12 protein-coding genes are annotated in these 16,314 nt (G+C 61.3%); all 12 read right to left on the bottom strand.

Annotation, left to right across the window (positions count from 1 at the left end; translation table 11 throughout):
• Positions 1–75: 75 nt before the first annotated feature.
• The 12 genes from ASF84_RS11260 to mtnA all read right to left on the bottom strand — a co-directional run bounded on the left by ASF84_RS11260 (position 76) and on the right by mtnA (position 16,313).
• On the bottom strand, positions 76–1,092 hold the full coding sequence (locus ASF84_RS11260; RefSeq protein WP_056838288.1) for an MraY family glycosyltransferase: 1,017 nt from the start codon (positions 1,090–1,092) through the stop codon (positions 76–78).
• Entirely contained in the window at positions 1,085–2,065 is a 981-nt protein-coding gene (locus tag ASF84_RS11255; RefSeq protein ID WP_056838286.1) for a UDP-glucose 4-epimerase family protein, read from the bottom strand. The genes ASF84_RS11260 and ASF84_RS11255 overlap by 8 nt, the downstream gene beginning before the upstream one ends.
• A 369-nt stretch (positions 2,066–2,434) precedes the next feature.
• Positions 2,435–3,889: an MBL fold metallo-hydrolase RNA specificity domain-containing protein gene (locus tag ASF84_RS11250; RefSeq protein ID WP_056838283.1), complete on the bottom strand. Its 1,455-nt coding sequence runs from the start codon at positions 3,887–3,889 to the stop codon at positions 2,435–2,437.
• A 419-nt stretch (positions 3,890–4,308) separates the two neighbouring features.
• Positions 4,309–4,551 (bottom strand): LapA family protein, encoded by a 243-nt coding sequence (locus ASF84_RS11245; RefSeq protein ID WP_056838281.1) that lies wholly within the window; start codon positions 4,549–4,551, stop codon positions 4,309–4,311.
• A 3-nt stretch (positions 4,552–4,554) separates the two neighbouring features.
• A complete protein-coding gene (gene ihfB, locus ASF84_RS11240) occupies positions 4,555–4,869 on the bottom strand; it encodes an integration host factor subunit beta (RefSeq protein ID WP_056838279.1) in 315 nt (104 codons plus the stop codon).
• Between the two features lie 283 nt (positions 4,870–5,152).
• Positions 5,153–6,838 carry a 30S ribosomal protein S1 gene (gene rpsA / locus ASF84_RS11235; RefSeq protein ID WP_056838277.1) on the bottom strand — a complete coding sequence of 562 codons (1,686 nt, stop codon included), beginning with the start codon at positions 6,836–6,838 and terminating at the stop codon, positions 5,153–5,155.
• A 119-nt stretch (positions 6,839–6,957) separates the two neighbouring features.
• Positions 6,958–7,647: a (d)CMP kinase gene (gene cmk / locus ASF84_RS11230; protein ID WP_056838275.1), complete on the bottom strand. Its 690-nt coding sequence runs from the start codon at positions 7,645–7,647 to the stop codon at positions 6,958–6,960.
• Complete coding sequence (locus ASF84_RS11225) at positions 7,644–9,851, bottom strand: bifunctional prephenate dehydrogenase/3-phosphoshikimate 1-carboxyvinyltransferase (protein ID WP_056839059.1); 2,208 nt, start codon at positions 9,849–9,851, stop codon at positions 7,644–7,646. Before ASF84_RS11225 ends, cmk begins: the two co-directional genes overlap by 4 nt.
• 28 nt (positions 9,852–9,879) lie before the next feature.
• The gene (gene pheA, locus ASF84_RS11220; RefSeq protein ID WP_056838273.1) at positions 9,880–10,974 is read right to left on the bottom strand and encodes a prephenate dehydratase; all 1,095 of its coding nucleotides are present in this window, start codon (positions 10,972–10,974) and stop codon (positions 9,880–9,882) included.
• Complete coding sequence (gene serC / locus ASF84_RS11215; protein WP_056838271.1) at positions 10,974–12,059, bottom strand: 3-phosphoserine/phosphohydroxythreonine transaminase; 1,086 nt, start codon at positions 12,057–12,059, stop codon at positions 10,974–10,976. Before serC ends, pheA begins: the two co-directional genes overlap by 1 nt.
• Before the next feature lie 197 nt (positions 12,060–12,256).
• Positions 12,257–14,923 carry a DNA gyrase subunit A gene (gene gyrA, locus ASF84_RS11210; protein WP_056838270.1) on the bottom strand — a complete coding sequence of 889 codons (2,667 nt, stop codon included), beginning with the start codon at positions 14,921–14,923 and terminating at the stop codon, positions 12,257–12,259.
• A gap of 313 nt (positions 14,924–15,236) precedes the next feature.
• Positions 15,237–16,313, bottom strand: coding sequence for an S-methyl-5-thioribose-1-phosphate isomerase (gene mtnA, locus ASF84_RS11205; RefSeq protein ID WP_056838268.1), 1,077 nt, complete (start codon positions 16,311–16,313; stop codon positions 15,237–15,239).
• Position 16,314: the final 1 nt, after the last annotated feature.

Genomic DNA, 16,314 nt, shown 5'->3' with positions numbered 1-16,314 from the left:
GTCTGCAGCCGTTCATGTCTGAAATGCGCAGATACGATTGTGACAATCTATATGAAAAACCCGGGCCCCGTGGGCTCAATTGCCCTCCGCCTGGCCCGCCTTGAACTTCCACGCCAGCGCCACCAGAGGCGCATACGCCAACAGCAGGCCTGCGAGACCATCGACCCGGCCCAGTGCCACGACCAAGGCCCAGGGCAGCAGCCAGCCGATATTGATAGCGGCCACGGCCAGGGTGACCGGCAGATGGCTGCCATAGTCACGCGAAGCGAACTGGTACGCATGACTGCGATGGGCCTGATAAACCTTCTCGCCGCGCGACAGACGGCGCAGCAAGGTCAGCGTGGCATCCACCACAAAGGTGCCCAGCAGGATCAGCCAGGCCCAGAACAGCAACGGCGACGCCCAGGCGGCCTGCAACGACAGCACACCCAGTGCAATGCCCAGAAAACCGCTGCCGGCATCGCCCATAAAGATTCGGGCCGGTGGAAAATTCCAGTACAGAAAGCCTGCCACGGCGGCGGCCAGCAACGCAGGGGCAGCGACCAGTGCGCCAAAGCCTGCCGCCCAATAGATCAGACAAGCACCAACGCACACTGTTACCGCTTCAACACTGGCAATACCGTCAATGCCATCCATGAAGTTATAGAGATTGAGCATCCAGACCAGATAGAACGCCGCCAGGATCGCACCGATCCAGCCTGACTCCATGCGCCAGCCGAGTATGTCCAGCGGTGCCATGCCGCCGAGCCAGAACAGTGCCCACCCCGCCGCCACGAAGTGTCCCAACAGACGCCAGCGCGCCGCAATGTGGCCGTGGTCGTCCATGAAACCGATCACCGCCACCAGGCCTGCGCCTCCGATCATCGCCAACAGGAAATCGCGCCCTACCCCCCCGCTGATACCCAGCAGCGAGAACGCCAGCACAAAGGCAATCACGATCGACACACCTCCACCCCGCGGCGTGGGCACCGAATGCGAGCTACGGGCATTGGGAATGTCCATGAGACTTCTGGACAAGGCGTAGCGCCGGACCCCTGCGGTCAATGACAGAGACAGCAGGGCAATCGCAACAATCGACAACCACTCAACCATGGTGTTTGTGTTCCAGAAAATAAGCGGCAGTTTCATTCATGGCTTCATCGATGCCCACCGGAGGCGTCCAATCGAGCAGCGTACGGGTTTTCTCAATGTCGACCTGCAGCGAACTGCACAGGCGCTGCGAGAAGGCGCGCTTGCCCAGTAGCGAAGCCAGGCCCGTAAGCCAGTGCATCGGCACCGGCAGCAGGCGGGCAGGCTTGCCAAGCGCATGGGCCAGGCGTTGCAACAGCTGGGTGGTCGACAGGTCATGGCCGTCACTGACCAGAAACGTCTGATTGGCCGCATTCGGATGATCGATGCACCTGACCACCAGATCCACCAGATTGCCCAGTGCCACCAGGCTGCGACGGTTGTCGATGGCCCCCAGTGGCAGCGGTATGCCCTTGTCCAGCCAGCGCATCATGTTCCTGAAGTTGGCCTTGACCCCAGGTCCGTAGACCAGCACGGGACGCACGATGACCACTGACATCGAGGTACGCCTGGCCAGTTCACGCAAGCCCTCTTCGGCGGCGTGCTTCGACGCTCCGTAAGGGTCCAGCGGCCGGGCCTGATCATCGGCATGAAAAGGCATGCCGGGTTGCGAATGCTCGCCATTGACCTTGATCGAACTGATGAAGATAAAGCGTTTGACCCCGGCTTGCGCCGCCTGCTCGGCCAGGTTCAGCGTTGCGGCCACGTTGGCCCGGAAGTACTCGGTCTCGGGATCGGCGGCCATGTCGCTCAACACATGCACACGGGCAGCGCAATGAATCACCACATCGCAGCCGGCCACCAGCGCCTGCCAGTGATTGTCGGGCGCAAGATCGCCTACCTTCACCGCTTCTGCGCGCGTATCGATCAGCGCACCCTCGCGACGTATCGCCACGCAGACGCGATAGGGTGTTCGCTCCAAAAGGTGTCGAACGATGGCGCTTCCGACAAATCCCGTTGCCCCGGTAACTGCAATGGAGACACGTGAATCTGTCATGCGCCGCCTCTCATCAAACAAAAAATAACTTACTGATTTTATTGGATATTGAATTCAACACTTGGAGGCGCGCGACAGCGCAGTGATGGGCTCTTATTACCCAGCCCCTTTGCCACACGATTGAAAGCTCATTCCGAACAGGCCGGCAGTCTAACATCAACCTCGACTTCAAACCTTGCTTCACAGCCCCCTACCTTGGCAGCCTCTGTCATGAAACGACCCCGGAGCCAGCCGTTTGCAACCCAGCAGCCAAAGCGAGACCCTGTCAGACACTGGTCGGCAACAGGGTGCACAGGTGCGATCGCCTGCTTGCACACGTCGGCACTCGCTGAGGCGTCAGATCAATCTCAAGTGCCTGTAGGCCATTGCCTACAGACGCTGTGATTGCTCTCGCATGCCTGGAATCAACAAGTGCAATGCCTTGTCATGTTGCCGGTAAACACTGACAAGTGCCTGCCCCAGAGCGGTCTTGGCAGCGTGCTCGCCATGCACCAGGCGAATCTGACCCGGCCAGTGCGCCATGCCGGTGACGAATGACACCAGCCCCTGCTGATCGGCATGCGCGGAGTACCCCGCCACGGTCGTGACACCGGCACGGATAGCGTAGAACGCACCGTCCAGCTCGACCTGGGCAGGCTGTGATGCGCGGCCCTGAACCTGAATCATGCGCCCGGGCGTGCCCTTGGCCTGATAACCGACAAATACAACGTGATGCCGGGGATCCCCCAGCATGGCCTTGAGGTAATTGACGATTCGCCCGCCTGAACACATGCCGTGCCCTGCAATCACGATGGCAGGACGTGCTGTTTTGGCCAGGTAATTGACGACCTGCATGTGCTTGACATGACCATCGACAGTGATGAGCTGATCAAACCCCAATGGGGTTCGACCCTCGTCCAGCCGTTGCTGCGCCTGCGCGTCCCAGTCAGCATGAAAGGCGCGATAAACCCTGGTAAAGCGACTGGCCAGCGGAGAATCCAGAATGACCGGCAATTGCGCCCAATCGACAGGGGCCTGATCGGGGCGCGGCTGGGCCGCTGCCGGACTTAACAATGCCTTTCGACGCAAGATATCCTCAAGTTCGTATAACAATTCTTGTGTGCGTCCAATGCTGAAGGCTGGCAACAACACACTGCCGCCGTTCTTCAGTGCCTGGTCGATAACCTGCTCAAGGCGTGCCTGTCGCTGTGTACGATCGGCATGCAGCCGGTCACCGTAAGTGCTTTCCAGGACCAGGATATCGGCACGCTCAGGCGAGCGGGGACGACGCAGGATCGGGGTGTGACAGGCGCCCAGATCACCTGAAAAGACAATGCGCGCATCATGCCCCGACTCTGGATACTGCAAATCAAACTCGACATAGGCCGAGCCGAGAATGTGACCGGCCCGTTGCAGGCGCAAGCGGCACTGCAGCAAGGGCGTGTCGACCATTGTGAACCAGCGCTCGAACGGCAAGGCGACGATTTTGCGCCGGATGGTTTCCAGAACACGCTTGGTCTGCTGGCTGTCGTGGGCACGACCCTGCTTGAGCACATCCTCCATGACCAGTGGCAATAATCGGGCCGATGCCTCGCTGCACAGAATCGGCCCCTTGAAACCTGAAGCCAGAAGCTCATGCAGACGACCGACATGGTCATTGTGTACATGAGTAATGATCAGCGCCTTGAGCGTGGCAGGGCTGACATTAAGGACGTTCGGGCTGGAAACATCGTGATCGGCACCACAGTCGATCAGAACGCTGGTGTGCGGGTCCATGAACAACTGATGGCAGGAACCGGTCACACGCTCGGTCGCACCGTGATGGAGAATATGCGGATACTGCATTGAATGGCCTCGGCATCAGGACACAGCCCTGCAGGCTGCAGACCGGCCCACGGAAAGCCTGACTGACAGGTTTCTTGAATAGAAGAGGCGCATTTTGCATGGGAACCGCCGGTTTTCAACCGACGCCGGACAGTTGCCGTAACGTCAGGAACCAAGCGTTTTTAGCGAAGAAGACCGCCGATAGCGACCTGAAGAGAACAAGTAGAAATTCACCACAAAGGTAGTAGAAACCTCCGCATTAAATTGCAGAAAATTCCTACAAACGAAAATGAATATTCTTTAAGCGGGCCGGGAAAAGCCCTACTTCCGCCACGAAGGCAGCCAGCCATGCCGGCACGACGCACACATGACTCAAGAGCAGCACAATCTGTGCATGCAGCCAATGGCATTCACTGTCCGCACATCGACCACTGCCATGTTCAGGCTGAGCGTACAGCGCCCGAGCGCTTCTTTCTGAGCCCGGCAAACCAGGCCAGTACCGGGCCGATCAGCATGCCCAGCAGCAGCGCCAGAATCACAGGAACAGCCAGGGACAACTGCGGAGCTGACCAGCCGAAGAACGTAAGACCTACAGGCTGGCGGTTTTCCAGGACAAACACTGCGGTCACCCCGACCATCAGCAATAACACCACAACCGACACCACTTTCTTGAATGCCCGCATCGATCAATCCCTCTGCGCTTCGTGGACAAAGTCTTCTTCATCCTCATTGACCCGGTCCCGCAACTCCTTGCCCGGCTTGAAGTGGGGGACGAACTTGCCGTCCAGACTCACTGACTGACCGGTCTTGGGGTTACGCCCCAGGCGAGGCGCCCGGTAATGCAACGAAAAGCTGCCGAAGCCTCGTATCTCGATACGATCGCCCGTGGCCAGGCATTGGGACATTTGTTCAAGCATGGTCTTGATGGCCAGCTCCACATCCTTGGATGAGAGCAGCCCCTGATGGGTGACAATTCGTTCGATCAACTCCGACTTCGTCATAATTTTCCCTTCTTTTTCAAGCAGCTAGATCAGCGCTTCAAAGGTTTTAGCATGACCGGATGAATTTGAACAGCCTGCATCTTGACTTATGTGAAGTACTCCAAACCCTACCTGCCCAGGCAATCGCTCCCTCCTGCATGGCAGCTCACAGCCCGCCAGCCTTTGAGGCTCGAATGGCATGATCGACACAGGCCTGGCATGTCGGAAGAAAAAGTGACTAAACATTTCCTGCGCGCACAAAAAAGGGCGACCGAAGTCGCCCTTTTTCAATGGTCAGCAGAACTTAGTTCTGTTTTTCCATCTGGGCACGCAGCAGATCACCAATGGTGGTCGGGCCGGTGCTTTCTACCGTTTCAGGCTTGTTACGCAGGCTCTGAATGGCTTCTTTCTCTTCTTCGACGTCTTTCGACTTGATCGACAGGCTGATTACGCGGCTCTTGCGGTCAACACTGATGATCTTCGCTTCGATCTCTTCGCCTTCTTTCAGAACGTTACGCGCGTCTTCAACGCGGTCACGGCTGATTTCGGAAGCTTTCAGAGTCGCTTCGATGTCGTCGGCCAGGGTGATGATAGCGCCCTTGGCGTCAACTTCCTTCACGATACCGCGAACGATAGCGCCTTTGTCATTGACAGTGACGTACTCGGAGAACGGATCGCTTTCCAGTTGCTTGATACCCAGGGAGATGCGCTCGCGCTCCGGGTCAACCGACAGGATGACGGTGTCCAGCTCATCGCCTTTCTTGAAGCGACGAACGGCTTCTTCACCGGCTTCGTTCCAGGAGATGTCGGACAGGTGAACCAGACCGTCGATGCCGCCGTCCAGACCAATGAAGATACCGAAATCGGTGATCGACTTGATGGTGCCGGAGATGCGGTCGCCCTTGTTGAACTGGCCAGAGAAGTCTTCCCATGGGTTGGACTTGCACTGCTTGATGCCCAGGGAGATACGACGACGCTCTTCGTCGATGTCCAGAACCATGACTTCCACTTCGTCGCCAACCTGAACGACTTTCGAAGGGTGGATGTTCTTGTTGGTCCAGTCCATTTCCGAAACGTGCACCAGACCTTCCACGCCTTCTTCCAGCTCTGCGAAGCAGCCGTAGTCGGTCAGGTTGGTCACGCGTGCAGTCACACGGGTGCTTTCCGGGTAGCGAGCCTTGATAGCAACCCATGGGTCTTCGCCCAGTTGCTTCAGGCCCAGGGAAACACGATTACGCTCGCGATCGTACTTCAGAACCTTGACGTCGATCTCATCGCCAACATTGACGATTTCCGATGGATGCTTGATACGCTTCCAGGCCATGTCGGTGATGTGCAGCAGGCCATCGACGCCGCCCAGATCCACGAATGCGCCGTAGTCGGTGAGGTTCTTGACGATACCCTTGACTTGCTGGCCTTCCTGCAGCGATTCCAGCAGAGCTTCGCGCTCGGCGCTGTTCTCGGCTTCCAGGACACTGCGACGCGAAACAACAACGTTGTTGCGCTTCTGGTCCAGCTTGATGACCTTGAACTCGAGTTCCTTGCCTTCCAGGTGCGTGGTGTCGCGCACTGGACGCACGTCGACCAGCGAACCCGGCAGGAACGCACGGATGCCGTTGACGTCGACGGTGAAACCGCCCTTGACCTTGCCGTTGATAACGCCCTTGACCACTTCTTCAGCGGCGAAAGCTGCTTCCAGAACAATCCAGCACTCGGCGCGCTTGGCTTTCTCGCGGGACAGCTTGGTTTCGCCAAAGCCGTCTTCGACCGCGTCCAGCGCTACGTGAACTTCGTCACCAACCTTGATGGTCAGCTCGCCAGCGTCGTTGTAGAACTGCTCGAGCGGGATGACGCCTTCGGACTTCAGACCGGCGTGTACAGTTACCCAGTCGCCGTCGATGTCGACAACGATACCGGTAATGATTGCGCCCGGCTGAAGATTCAGGGTTTTCAGGCTTTCTTCAAAAAGTTCTGCAAAGCTTTCGCTCATTTTAATTCCTGTTGATCAAGGGCGAAGAATACGCCCATCTGCCACGTTCCAGACCACGTGGGTTTCGTTCATATAGAAGATACCTGCGGGCCGTTGTCTGGTCTCCCGAGGCTTCTTGGTCACCCGGCGAGGTCGCGGAGTGCGACTTCACTCATGATGCGTTGCAGCACCTGCTCGATGGACAATTCCGTGGAATCCAGCTGTATGGCGTCGTGCGCCGGCTTGAGCGGTGCGACCGCTCGCTGGGTGTCACGCTCGTCGCGGACACGTATCTCATCTAGCAGACTCGTAAGACTAACATCATCACCCTTTGCCTTCAACTGCAGGTAGCGACGACGCGCACGTTCCTCGGCACTGGCGGTCAGGAAAATCTTCAGGGGCGCATCCGGAAACACGACGGTGCCCATGTCCCGACCGTCAGCCACCAGACCCGGTGCTTCCTGAAAGGCGCGCTGGCGCTGCAGCAAGGCATCGCGCACCGCCGGCAGCGAAGCCACCTGCGAGGCACCGCTGCCGATCTGCTCGTTGCGAATCGCCTGGGTCACCTCATCACCCTCGAGGATGATGCGCTGGCTCTGCCCATTGGCGCCGGCCACGAACTGTACATCCAGGTGTGCGGCCAGCAGCTTGAGGGCTTCTTCGTTGGTCAGGTCGACCCCATGGTTGCTGGCGGCAAACGCCAGCAGGCGATACAGCGCGCCGGAATCGAGCAGGCACCAGCCAAGCTTGCCGGCCAGCAGACCGGCAATGGTGCCCTTCCCCGAACCGCTGGGTCCATCGATGGTGATAACGGGAGCTTTGATCTTCACGGTTGTTCCTCTTGCGCGACAGACATGCCGACTTGAGCGCACAGCGCCAGGAAATTAGGAAAGGATGTCGCGACATTTGCACAGTCACGGATCCGGATCGGTGCCGCCGCCCGCAAGGCGGCGACACTGAAGGCCATGGCCACGCGATGGTCGCCACAGGCATCGATGTCGCCCCCGACCGGCGCGCCACCGTCAATGATGATGCCATCCGCCGTCGGCCGGGCACTGATTCCCAGCACCTGCAAGCCGTCAGCCATGAGCGCGATACGGTCAGAGTCCCGGCCACGAAGCACCTGGGCACCGCGCAGCACCGTACGCCCTCGGGCGCAGGCGGCCGCGATGAACAGCACCGGGAACTCGTCGACGGCCAGCGGCACCAGCGCCTCGGGAATCTCTATACCGACCAGCGGCGCCGAACACACCCGCACATCGGCCACCGGCTCGCCGCCCACCTGCCTCATGTTTTCCAGGCTGATATCAGCCCCCATCAGGCGCAGGATATCAATGACCCCGGTCCGGGTCGGGTTGACCCCGACATGTTCGAGCAGCAGCTCGCAACCGTCGGCAATCGTGGCAGCCACCATGAAGAACGCCGCCGAGGAGATGTCGCCGGGCACCTCGATACGGGCAGCCTGCAGGTGATGACCTGGCTCCAGGGTGACATGGCCCTCACTGCGTTCCAGCGGATAGCCGAACCCCTGCAGCAGGCGCTCGGTGTGATCACGCGTGGCCGCCGGCTCGACCACCGTGGTGCTGCCCTCGGCATACAAGCCGGCCAGCAAGAGGCAGGATTTGACCTGAGCGCTGGCCAGCGGCGACTCGCACACCTGCCCTCTCAGCGTGTGTCCGCCACGGATCACCAGCGGCGCACACCCTTCCGGGGCGGTTTCAATGACCGCGCCCATGGCCCGCAACGGCTCGATCACCCGGCTCATCGAGCGCCGGGACAGGGTGGCATTGCCGGTCAGGGTGCTGTCGAAGCTCTGCGCCGCCAACAGGCCCGACAGCAAGCGCATCGAGGTGCCGGAGTTGCCCAGGTAGATCGGCCCGGGCGCCGATTTCAGGCCCTGCAGGCCCACGCCATGAATGATCACGCGGCCATGGTGCGGCCCCTCGATGACCACGCCCATGTCGCGGAACGCCTGCAGCGTCGCCAGGCCATCTTCGCCTTCGACAAAACCTTCGACTTCGGTCGTGCCTTCGGCCAGCGAGCCGAAAATGATCGCCCGGTGGGAAATCGACTTATCGCCCGGCACCCGCAGGCAGCCGTTGACCTGCCCGCCCGGGCTGGCGACAAAGACCTGATCGACCTGCACCTGGGGCTCGACGTAGGCCCGCCGGGCAAGGATCTTGCCAAAATGCTCACGCGCCATGCGCGCCCGGGTGAAGACGCCGAGCAGTTGATGCCCGTCCCCGGCCTCAACCGCCTCGCGCAGCTCGTCCAGGTCGCTGCGATACAGGTCCAGGGTACGCAGGACCGCCTCGCGGTTGGCCAGGAAGATGTCATGCCACATCACCGGATCACTGCCGGCAATGCGGGTAAAGTCACGAAAACCACCGGCCGCATAGCGGAAGATTTCCAGGTTCTCGTTGCGTTTGGCCAGCGAGTCCACCAGGTTGAACGCCAGCAGGTGCGGCAAATGGCTGGTCGCGGCCAATACTTCGTCATGGCGCTCGACGCGCATGTGTTCGACATCGGCGCCCAGCGCGGCCCACAGCCTGTGCACCACACTGACCGCATCAGGATCGGTGTCGGGCAACGGCGTGAGAATCACCTTGTGGCGACGGAACAGGTCGGCATTGGACGCCTCCACCCCACTCTGCTCCGAACCGGCAATCGGATGGCCTGGGACGAAGCGCACCGGCATGGCACCGAATGCCCGTTGCGCGGCACGCACCACATTGCCCTTGGCGCTGCCGACGTCGGTGAGGATGGCATTGCCAAGGTCAAGCGGCGCCAACCGGGCCAGGACTTTTTCCATAGCCAGGATCGGCACCGCCAGCTGGATCACGTCTGCCCCCCGGCAGGCGTCGGCCAGGTCCGCTTCACAGCGGTCGACCACGCCCAGCTCGACCGCCAGACCGCGCGAATGCGGGTCCAGGTCGACGCCAACCACTTCGCGGCACAGGCCGCTCTGGCGGATGCCCTTGGCAAAGGAGCCACCGATCAGGCCGAGTCCGACCACCACCAGGCGACCGATCACAGGCCCGCTTGCTTGCACGACCATCGCCCTACAACACCGCTTTGGGGTACGAACCCAGTATTTTCAGGGCCACGGCTTCCTGGCGAATGCTCTCGAGCACCGCCTTGACCAGCGGGTCCTGGTGATGCCCGACGAAGTCGATGAAGAACACATAGGTCCATTTGCCGCTGCGCGAAGGGCGGGTCTCGATGCGGGTCAGGTCCAGGCCATTTTCGTGGAACGGCACCAACAGCTCATGCAAGGCACCGGGCTTGTTGCTCATCGACACGATGATCGAGGTCTTGTCGTCACCGGTCGGCGGCACTTCCTGGCTGCCGATGATCAGAAAACGCGTGGAGTTGTCCGGGCGATCCTCGATCTTCTCTGCCAGGCGCGTCAGGCCATAAAGGCCGGCCGCCATGTCGCCGGCGATGGCCGCCGAGTTCCATTCGCTCTTGACCCGCTTGGCCGCCTCGGCATTGCTGGCCACGGCCACGCGCTCGACGTTCGGGTAATGGGCGTCAAGCCACTTGCGGCATTGCGCCAGCGACTGGGCATGGGAGTAGATACGGGTGATGCTTTCGGTCTTGGTGCTCTCGCCCACCAGCAGGTGGTGGTGAATGCGCAGCTCGACTTCGCCGCAGATCACCATGTCGTGCTCGAGGAAACTGTCGAGGGTGTGGTTGACCGCGCCTTCGGTGGAGTTCTCCACTGGCACGACACCAAAATTGACCGCACCGGCCACCACCTCACGGAACACTTCATCGATGGCCGCCATCGGCCGGCTGATTACCGCATGGCCGAAATGCTTCATGGCCGCCGCCTGGGTAAAGGTCCCCTCAGGCCCCAGGTAAGCCACCTTGAGCGGCTGCTCAAGGGCCAGGCACGAAGACATGATCTCGCGGAACAGCCGGGCCATTTCTTCATTGCTGAGCGGGCCGCGGTTACGCTCCATGACCCGCTTGAGCACCTGGGCTTCACGCTCCGGGCGATAGAACACAGGCACTTCGTTCTCGGCCAGGGACGACATCTTGACCCGCGCCACTTCCTGGGCGCAGCGCGCACGCTCGCCGATCAGGTCCTGGATCTTTTCGTCGAGTGCATCGATGCGCACCCGCAGTGCCTTGAGTTCCTGCTCTGACATCAACCGTGCTCCCGCTCGAAGTCTTTCATGTAGGTGACCAGCGCATTGACCGCATCCAGGCCCACGGCGTTGTAGATCGAGGCGCGCATGCCACCGACCGAACGGTGCCCCTTGAGGTTGAGCAGGCCGTTGGCATCGGCGCCGGCCAGGAACGGCTTGTCCAGGCGATCATCGGCCAGGCGGAACGGCACGTTCATCCACGAGCGATCGGCCTTGTTGATCGGGTTGTTGTACAGCGCACTGGCATCGATGTAGTCGTAAAGCAGGCGCTGCTTGGCCTCGTTGACACGGGCCATGGCTTCAACGCCACCCTGCTCCTTGAGCCACTCGAACACCAGGCCCGACAAGTACCAGGCCAGGGTCGGCGGGGTGTTGTACATCGAGCCGTTATCGGCCGCGACCTTATAGTTGAGCATGGTCGGGCACAGGGCGCGGGCGCGGCCCAGCAGGTCTTCACGGATGATGACCACCACCACGCCGCTGGGGCCGATGTTCTTCTGGGCGCCGGCGTAGATCATGCCGAAACGGGAAATATCGACAGGGCGCGACAGGATGTCCGAGGACATGTCGGCGATCAACGGTACGTCACCGGTCTCGGGAATCCAGTTGAATTCCAGGCCGCCGATGGTCTCGTTGGGCGCGTAATGGACGTAGGCCGCGTTTTTCGACAGGGTCCATTCGTCCTGGCCCGGAATGGCGAAGTAGTCATAGGGCCTGGCGGTGGCGGCCACGTTGACCTTGCCATAGCGCGACGCTTCTTCGATGGCCTTCTGCGACCAGATCCCGGTGTCGACGTAGTCGGCCTCGCCGTTCTCCGGCAGCAGGTTCAGGGCAATCTGGGCGAACTGCTGACTGGCACCGCCCTGCAGGAACAGGACCTTGTAGTTGGCAGGGATATGCAGCAGATCGCGAAAATCCTGCTCGGCCTTGTTGGCAATCGACACGAACTCATCGCTGCGATGGCTCATCTCCATGACCGACAGGCCCTTGCCATGCCAGTCCAGCAGCTCGGCCTGGGCACGCAACAGCACAGCTTCAGGGAGCGCAGCAGGACCTGCGCAGAAGTTAAAGACTCGCTTGCTCATATCCACTCTCGTCAAATGCGTTGGGTCTGTTCGCGCAACGTTGCACAGCCGGCAGGACGCTCGATGGCCCTGGCCTGCCTGCGCAGGAAATCCGCATCGACCGTCCGCGATCTGCAGAACGGCCGAAACGCAGCGAGGGCAGGTACGAAGGTGCGCATGCACAAACGAACCGGCCCCCGACTGATTTACTTCATGACTCAGCCCTGAGGCTCTTCATCACCTGCGGTGTCGGCCGACAGCTCATCGCCCGCCTCGTCACCGGCTTCATCGGCGTCAAGATCCGCCTCCAGCGCCTCGTCGTCCAGTACGGATACTTCGTCGTCTTCGCTTTCCGAAGGCTCCTGCACCCGCTCCAGGCCCACCAGTTTCTCGTCGCTGGCCAGCTTGATCAGGGTCACGCCCTGGGTGTTACGACCCAGGCTGGACACTTCACCGACACGGGTACGCACCAGGGTGCCCTGGTCGGAGATCAGCATGATCTCTTCGCCGTCGAGCACCTGGATCGCGCCGACCAGACGGCCGTTGCGATCGTTGCTGACCATGGCGATCACGCCCTGGCCGCCACGCTTGTACTCGGGGAACTCGTCAATCGCCGTACGCTTGCCATAGCCGCGCTCGGAGGCGGTGAGAATCTGGCTGCCCTCCTCCGGGATCAGCATGGAAATCAGCTTCTGGCCTTCGGCCAGGCGCATGCCGCGCACACCACGGGCGGTACGGCCCATCGCTCGCACATCGGACTCCTTGAAGCGAGTGACCTTGCCACCGTCGGAGAACAGCATGACCTCACGCTCGCCATCGGTGATCGCTGCACGGATCAGCACATCGCCTTCGTCCAGCTCCAGGGCGATCAGGCCCACGCTGCGCTGACGACTGAACTGCTCCAGCGGGGTTTTCTTCACGGTGCCATTGGCGGTGGCCATGAAGATGTAGTGGCCTTCGGTGTACTCCTCGACCGGCAGCATGGTGGTGATGTACTCACCCTCATCCAGCGGCAGCAGGTTGACCAGCGGACGACCGCGCGCAGCACGCGAGGCTTCCGGGATCTCGTAGGTCTTGAGCCAGTACACCTTGCCCTTGCTGGAGAACATCAGCAGCGTGGTGTGGCTGTTGGCGACCAGCAGGTGCGAAATGTAGTCTTCGTCCTTGATACCGGTGGCCGACTTGCCCTTGCCGCCACGGCGCTGGGCCTGGTAGGCGGTCAGCGGCTGGGTCTTGGCGTAGCCGCCGTGGGAAATGGTCACCACGCGGTCTTCCTCGGTGATCAGGTCACCCAGGGTCAGGTCCAGGCGCGCATCGAGGATCTCGGTGCGGCGCACATCGCCGTATTCGCTGCGGATCAGCTCCAGCTCTTCGCGAATGACTTCCATCAGTCGCTCGGCGCTGTTGAGGATGCGGATCAGCTCGCCGATCTGCTTGAGGATCTCCTGGTACTCGCCCAGCAGCTTCTCGTGCTCCAGCCCGGTCAGGCGGTGCAGGCGCAGTTCGAGAATGGCCTGGGCCTGTTCGGGCGAAAGGAAATACTTGCCGTCGCGCAGGCCATATTGCGGATCAAGGTTTTCCGGGCGGCACGAGTCGGCCCCGGCGCGCTCGACCATCTCGACCACGGCGCTCGATTCCCACGCGGTGCTGATCAGCGCTTCCTTGGCCTCGGCCGGCGACGGCGAGGCCTTGATCAGGGCGATGACCGGGTCGATGTTCGACAGCGCCACGGCCTGGCCTTCAAGGATGTGCCCGCGCTCGCGCGCCTTGCGCAGTTCGAACACGGTGCGGCGGGTCACGACTTCGCGGCGGTGACGCACGAAGGCTTCCAGCAGGTCCTTGAGGTTGAGAATGCGCGGACGGCCGTCGATCAGGGCAACAATGTTGATGCCGAACACGCTTTGCAGCTGGGTCTGGGCATAAAGATTGTTGAGGATGACCTCGGGCACTTCGCCACGGCGCAGCTCGATGACCACGCGCATGCCGTCCTTGTCGGACTCGTCACGCAGCTCGGTGATGCCTTCGAGCTTCTTCTCCTTGACCAGCTCGGCGATCTTCTCGATCAGGCGCGCCTTGTTGAGCTGGTACGGCAGTTCGGTAATGACGATCTGCTGGCGACCACCGACCTTGTCGATGTCTTCGATCGTGGAGCGGGCCCGCATGTAGATGCGCCCGCGACCGGTGCGGTAGGCCTCGATGATGCCGGCGCGACCGTTGATCACACCTGCCGTCGGGAAGTCGGGGCCGGGGATGTACTGCATCAGGTCGTCGACCGACAGTTCGGGATTGTCGATCAGGGCCAGGCAACCGTCGATGACTTCGCCCAGGTTGTGCGGCGGAATGTTGGTCGCCATGCCCACGGCAATACCACTGGAACCGTTGACCAGCAGGTTGGGGATCCGGGTCGGCATGACCGCCGGGATCAGCTCGGTGCCGTCGTAGTTGGGCACCCAGTCCACGGTTTCCTTGTGCAGGTCGGCCAGCAGCTCGTGCGCCAGCTTGGTCATGCGCACTTCGGTGTAACGCATGGCTGCTGCGTTGTCACCGTCGACCGAACCGAAGTTGCCCTGGCCGTCGACCAGCAGGTAGCGCAGCGAGAACGGCTGCGCCATGCGCACGATGGTGTCGTAGACAGCGGTGTCGCCGTGCGGGTGGTACTTACCGATCACATCGCCGACCACACGGGCGGACTTCTTGTACGGCTTGTTCCAGTCGTTGCCCAGCTCGCTCATGGCATACAGCACACGCCGATGCACGGGCTTCAGGCCATCGCGCGCGTCCGGCAGCGCTCGACCGACGATCACGCTCATGGCGTAGTCGAGGTAGGACTGTTTCAGCTCGTCTTCGATATTGACCGGGAGAATTTCTTTGGCCAGTTCACCCATGAGAAGCCTGATTCCTTTTTCTGGTGAAAGCCCGCCATTCCCTGCGAAACGGCAAAGGCTCGTCGCCGCAGGCCAATGGCCATGCAGCGACTTACGACAAATCAACGAGTTACGCCATGGATCTGCGCAGTAGGAGGGACGGCGATTAGCGTCCCCGGAAACCGCCGGATGTTACCACAATCGCCGCTACGCTCCTATCCTTTGCTCAGGCCGCAAATGAGCCATCCAGGCCTGAATCGCCCGAGAAGCGCTCACAGCCCCGCACAGACGACCCCGCAGGACAAACACGATCCCCTGTCGCAACCGCCGGCACTCAATGCAGGTGCTTGCGGCTCATCAACTGGGCCAGCTTGGCGGTGTCAGGACGCTCGACAATGCCTTTTTCTGTGACGATGGCGTCGATCAGGTCCGCCGGCGTCACGTCGAACACCGGATTGACCACCTCGACCGTCGTCGTCAGCCGTTGCCCGCCCAGCTCCAGCAGCTCGCGCCCCTGGCGCTCCTCGAGCAGGATGTCATCACCGCTGGGCATGCTCATGTCGATGCTCGAACTGGGCGCCACCACCATGAAGCGCACGCCGTGGTGCATGGCCGCCACTGCCAGTTGGTAGGTGCCGATCTTGCTGGCCACATCGCCGTTGGCGGTAATGCGGTCGGCGCCGACGATCACCCAGGTGATGCCCTTGGTACGCATCAGGTGCGCCGCAGCCCCATCGACATTGAGGCTGACCGGCACACCGTCGCTGGCCAGTTCCCAGGCGGTCAGTCGTGAACCTTGCAGCCAGGGGCGGGTTTCATCGACATACACCCGTTCGATCATGCTCTCCAGATAAGCGGCGCGGATCACGCCCAGCGCGGTGCCCACGCCGCCCGTGGCCAGGGCGCCGGCGTTGCCATGGGTCAACACGGTCTGCAGATTGCCCTGATGCTTGCGAATCAGCTCGGTGCCCAGTTGCGCCATGGTCAGGTTGGCCTCACGGTCGCTCAGATGAATGGCCGCCGCCTCCGCCTCGAGTACCGCCAGCGGATCTTCGTTTTCCTTGAGGCGCTGCAGCCGCTCACGCAGGCGATTGAGTGCCCAGCTCGCATTCACCGCTGTAGGCCGTGCCCTGGCCAGCAGGGCAAAATCCGCCTCCAGCGCCGCTCGCCAGTCACCCCCGGCCGCCAGGCGGGTACGAGCCGCCAGCACCAGGCCATAGGCGGCGCTGATGCCGATGGCCTGGGCGCCGCGCACCACCATCGTGCGAATCGCCTCGGCCACGCCGGCCGCGCTGTCATAGGGCAGCCAGGTTTCTGTAAACGGTAATGCCCGCTGGTCCAGCAAATAAAGAGCGTCATCCCGCCAATCGATGGCCTGTACTTTCTCCGCAGCCAATAACCGATCGCGCATT

Source organism: Pseudomonas sp. Leaf127 (genome assembly GCF_001423155.1).
GTDB lineage: Bacteria > Pseudomonadota > Gammaproteobacteria > Pseudomonadales > Pseudomonadaceae > Aquipseudomonas > Aquipseudomonas ovata.
Note: the sequence above shows the minus strand (reverse complement) of the source record. Positions and strands in the feature narration are given on the sequence as shown.

Coding starts and splice junctions, on each gene's coding strand:
- ASF84_RS11260 (WP_056838288.1), bottom strand. CDS start 1,092: ATGGTTGAGTGGTTGTCGATTGTTGCGATTGCCCTGCTGTCTCTGTCA.
- ASF84_RS11255 (WP_056838286.1), bottom strand. CDS start 2,065: ATGACAGATTCACGTGTCTCCATTGCAGTTACCGGGGCAACGGGATTT.
- ASF84_RS11250 (WP_056838283.1), bottom strand. CDS start 3,889: ATGCAGTATCCGCATATTCTCCATCACGGTGCGACCGAGCGTGTGACC.
- ASF84_RS11245 (WP_056838281.1), bottom strand. CDS start 4,551: ATGCGGGCATTCAAGAAAGTGGTGTCGGTTGTGGTGTTATTGCTGATG.
- ihfB (WP_056838279.1), bottom strand. CDS start 4,869: ATGACGAAGTCGGAGTTGATCGAACGAATTGTCACCCATCAGGGGCTG.
- rpsA (WP_056838277.1), bottom strand. CDS start 6,838: ATGAGCGAAAGCTTTGCAGAACTTTTTGAAGAAAGCCTGAAAACCCTG.
- pheA (WP_056838273.1), bottom strand. CDS start 10,974: ATGTCAGAGCAGGAACTCAAGGCACTGCGGGTGCGCATCGATGCACTC.
- serC (WP_056838271.1), bottom strand. CDS start 12,059: ATGAGCAAGCGAGTCTTTAACTTCTGCGCAGGTCCTGCTGCGCTCCCT.
- gyrA (WP_056838270.1), bottom strand. CDS start 14,923: ATGGGTGAACTGGCCAAAGAAATTCTCCCGGTCAATATCGAAGACGAG.
- mtnA (WP_056838268.1), bottom strand. CDS start 16,313: ATGCGCGATCGGTTATTGGCTGCGGAGAAAGTACAGGCCATCGATTGG.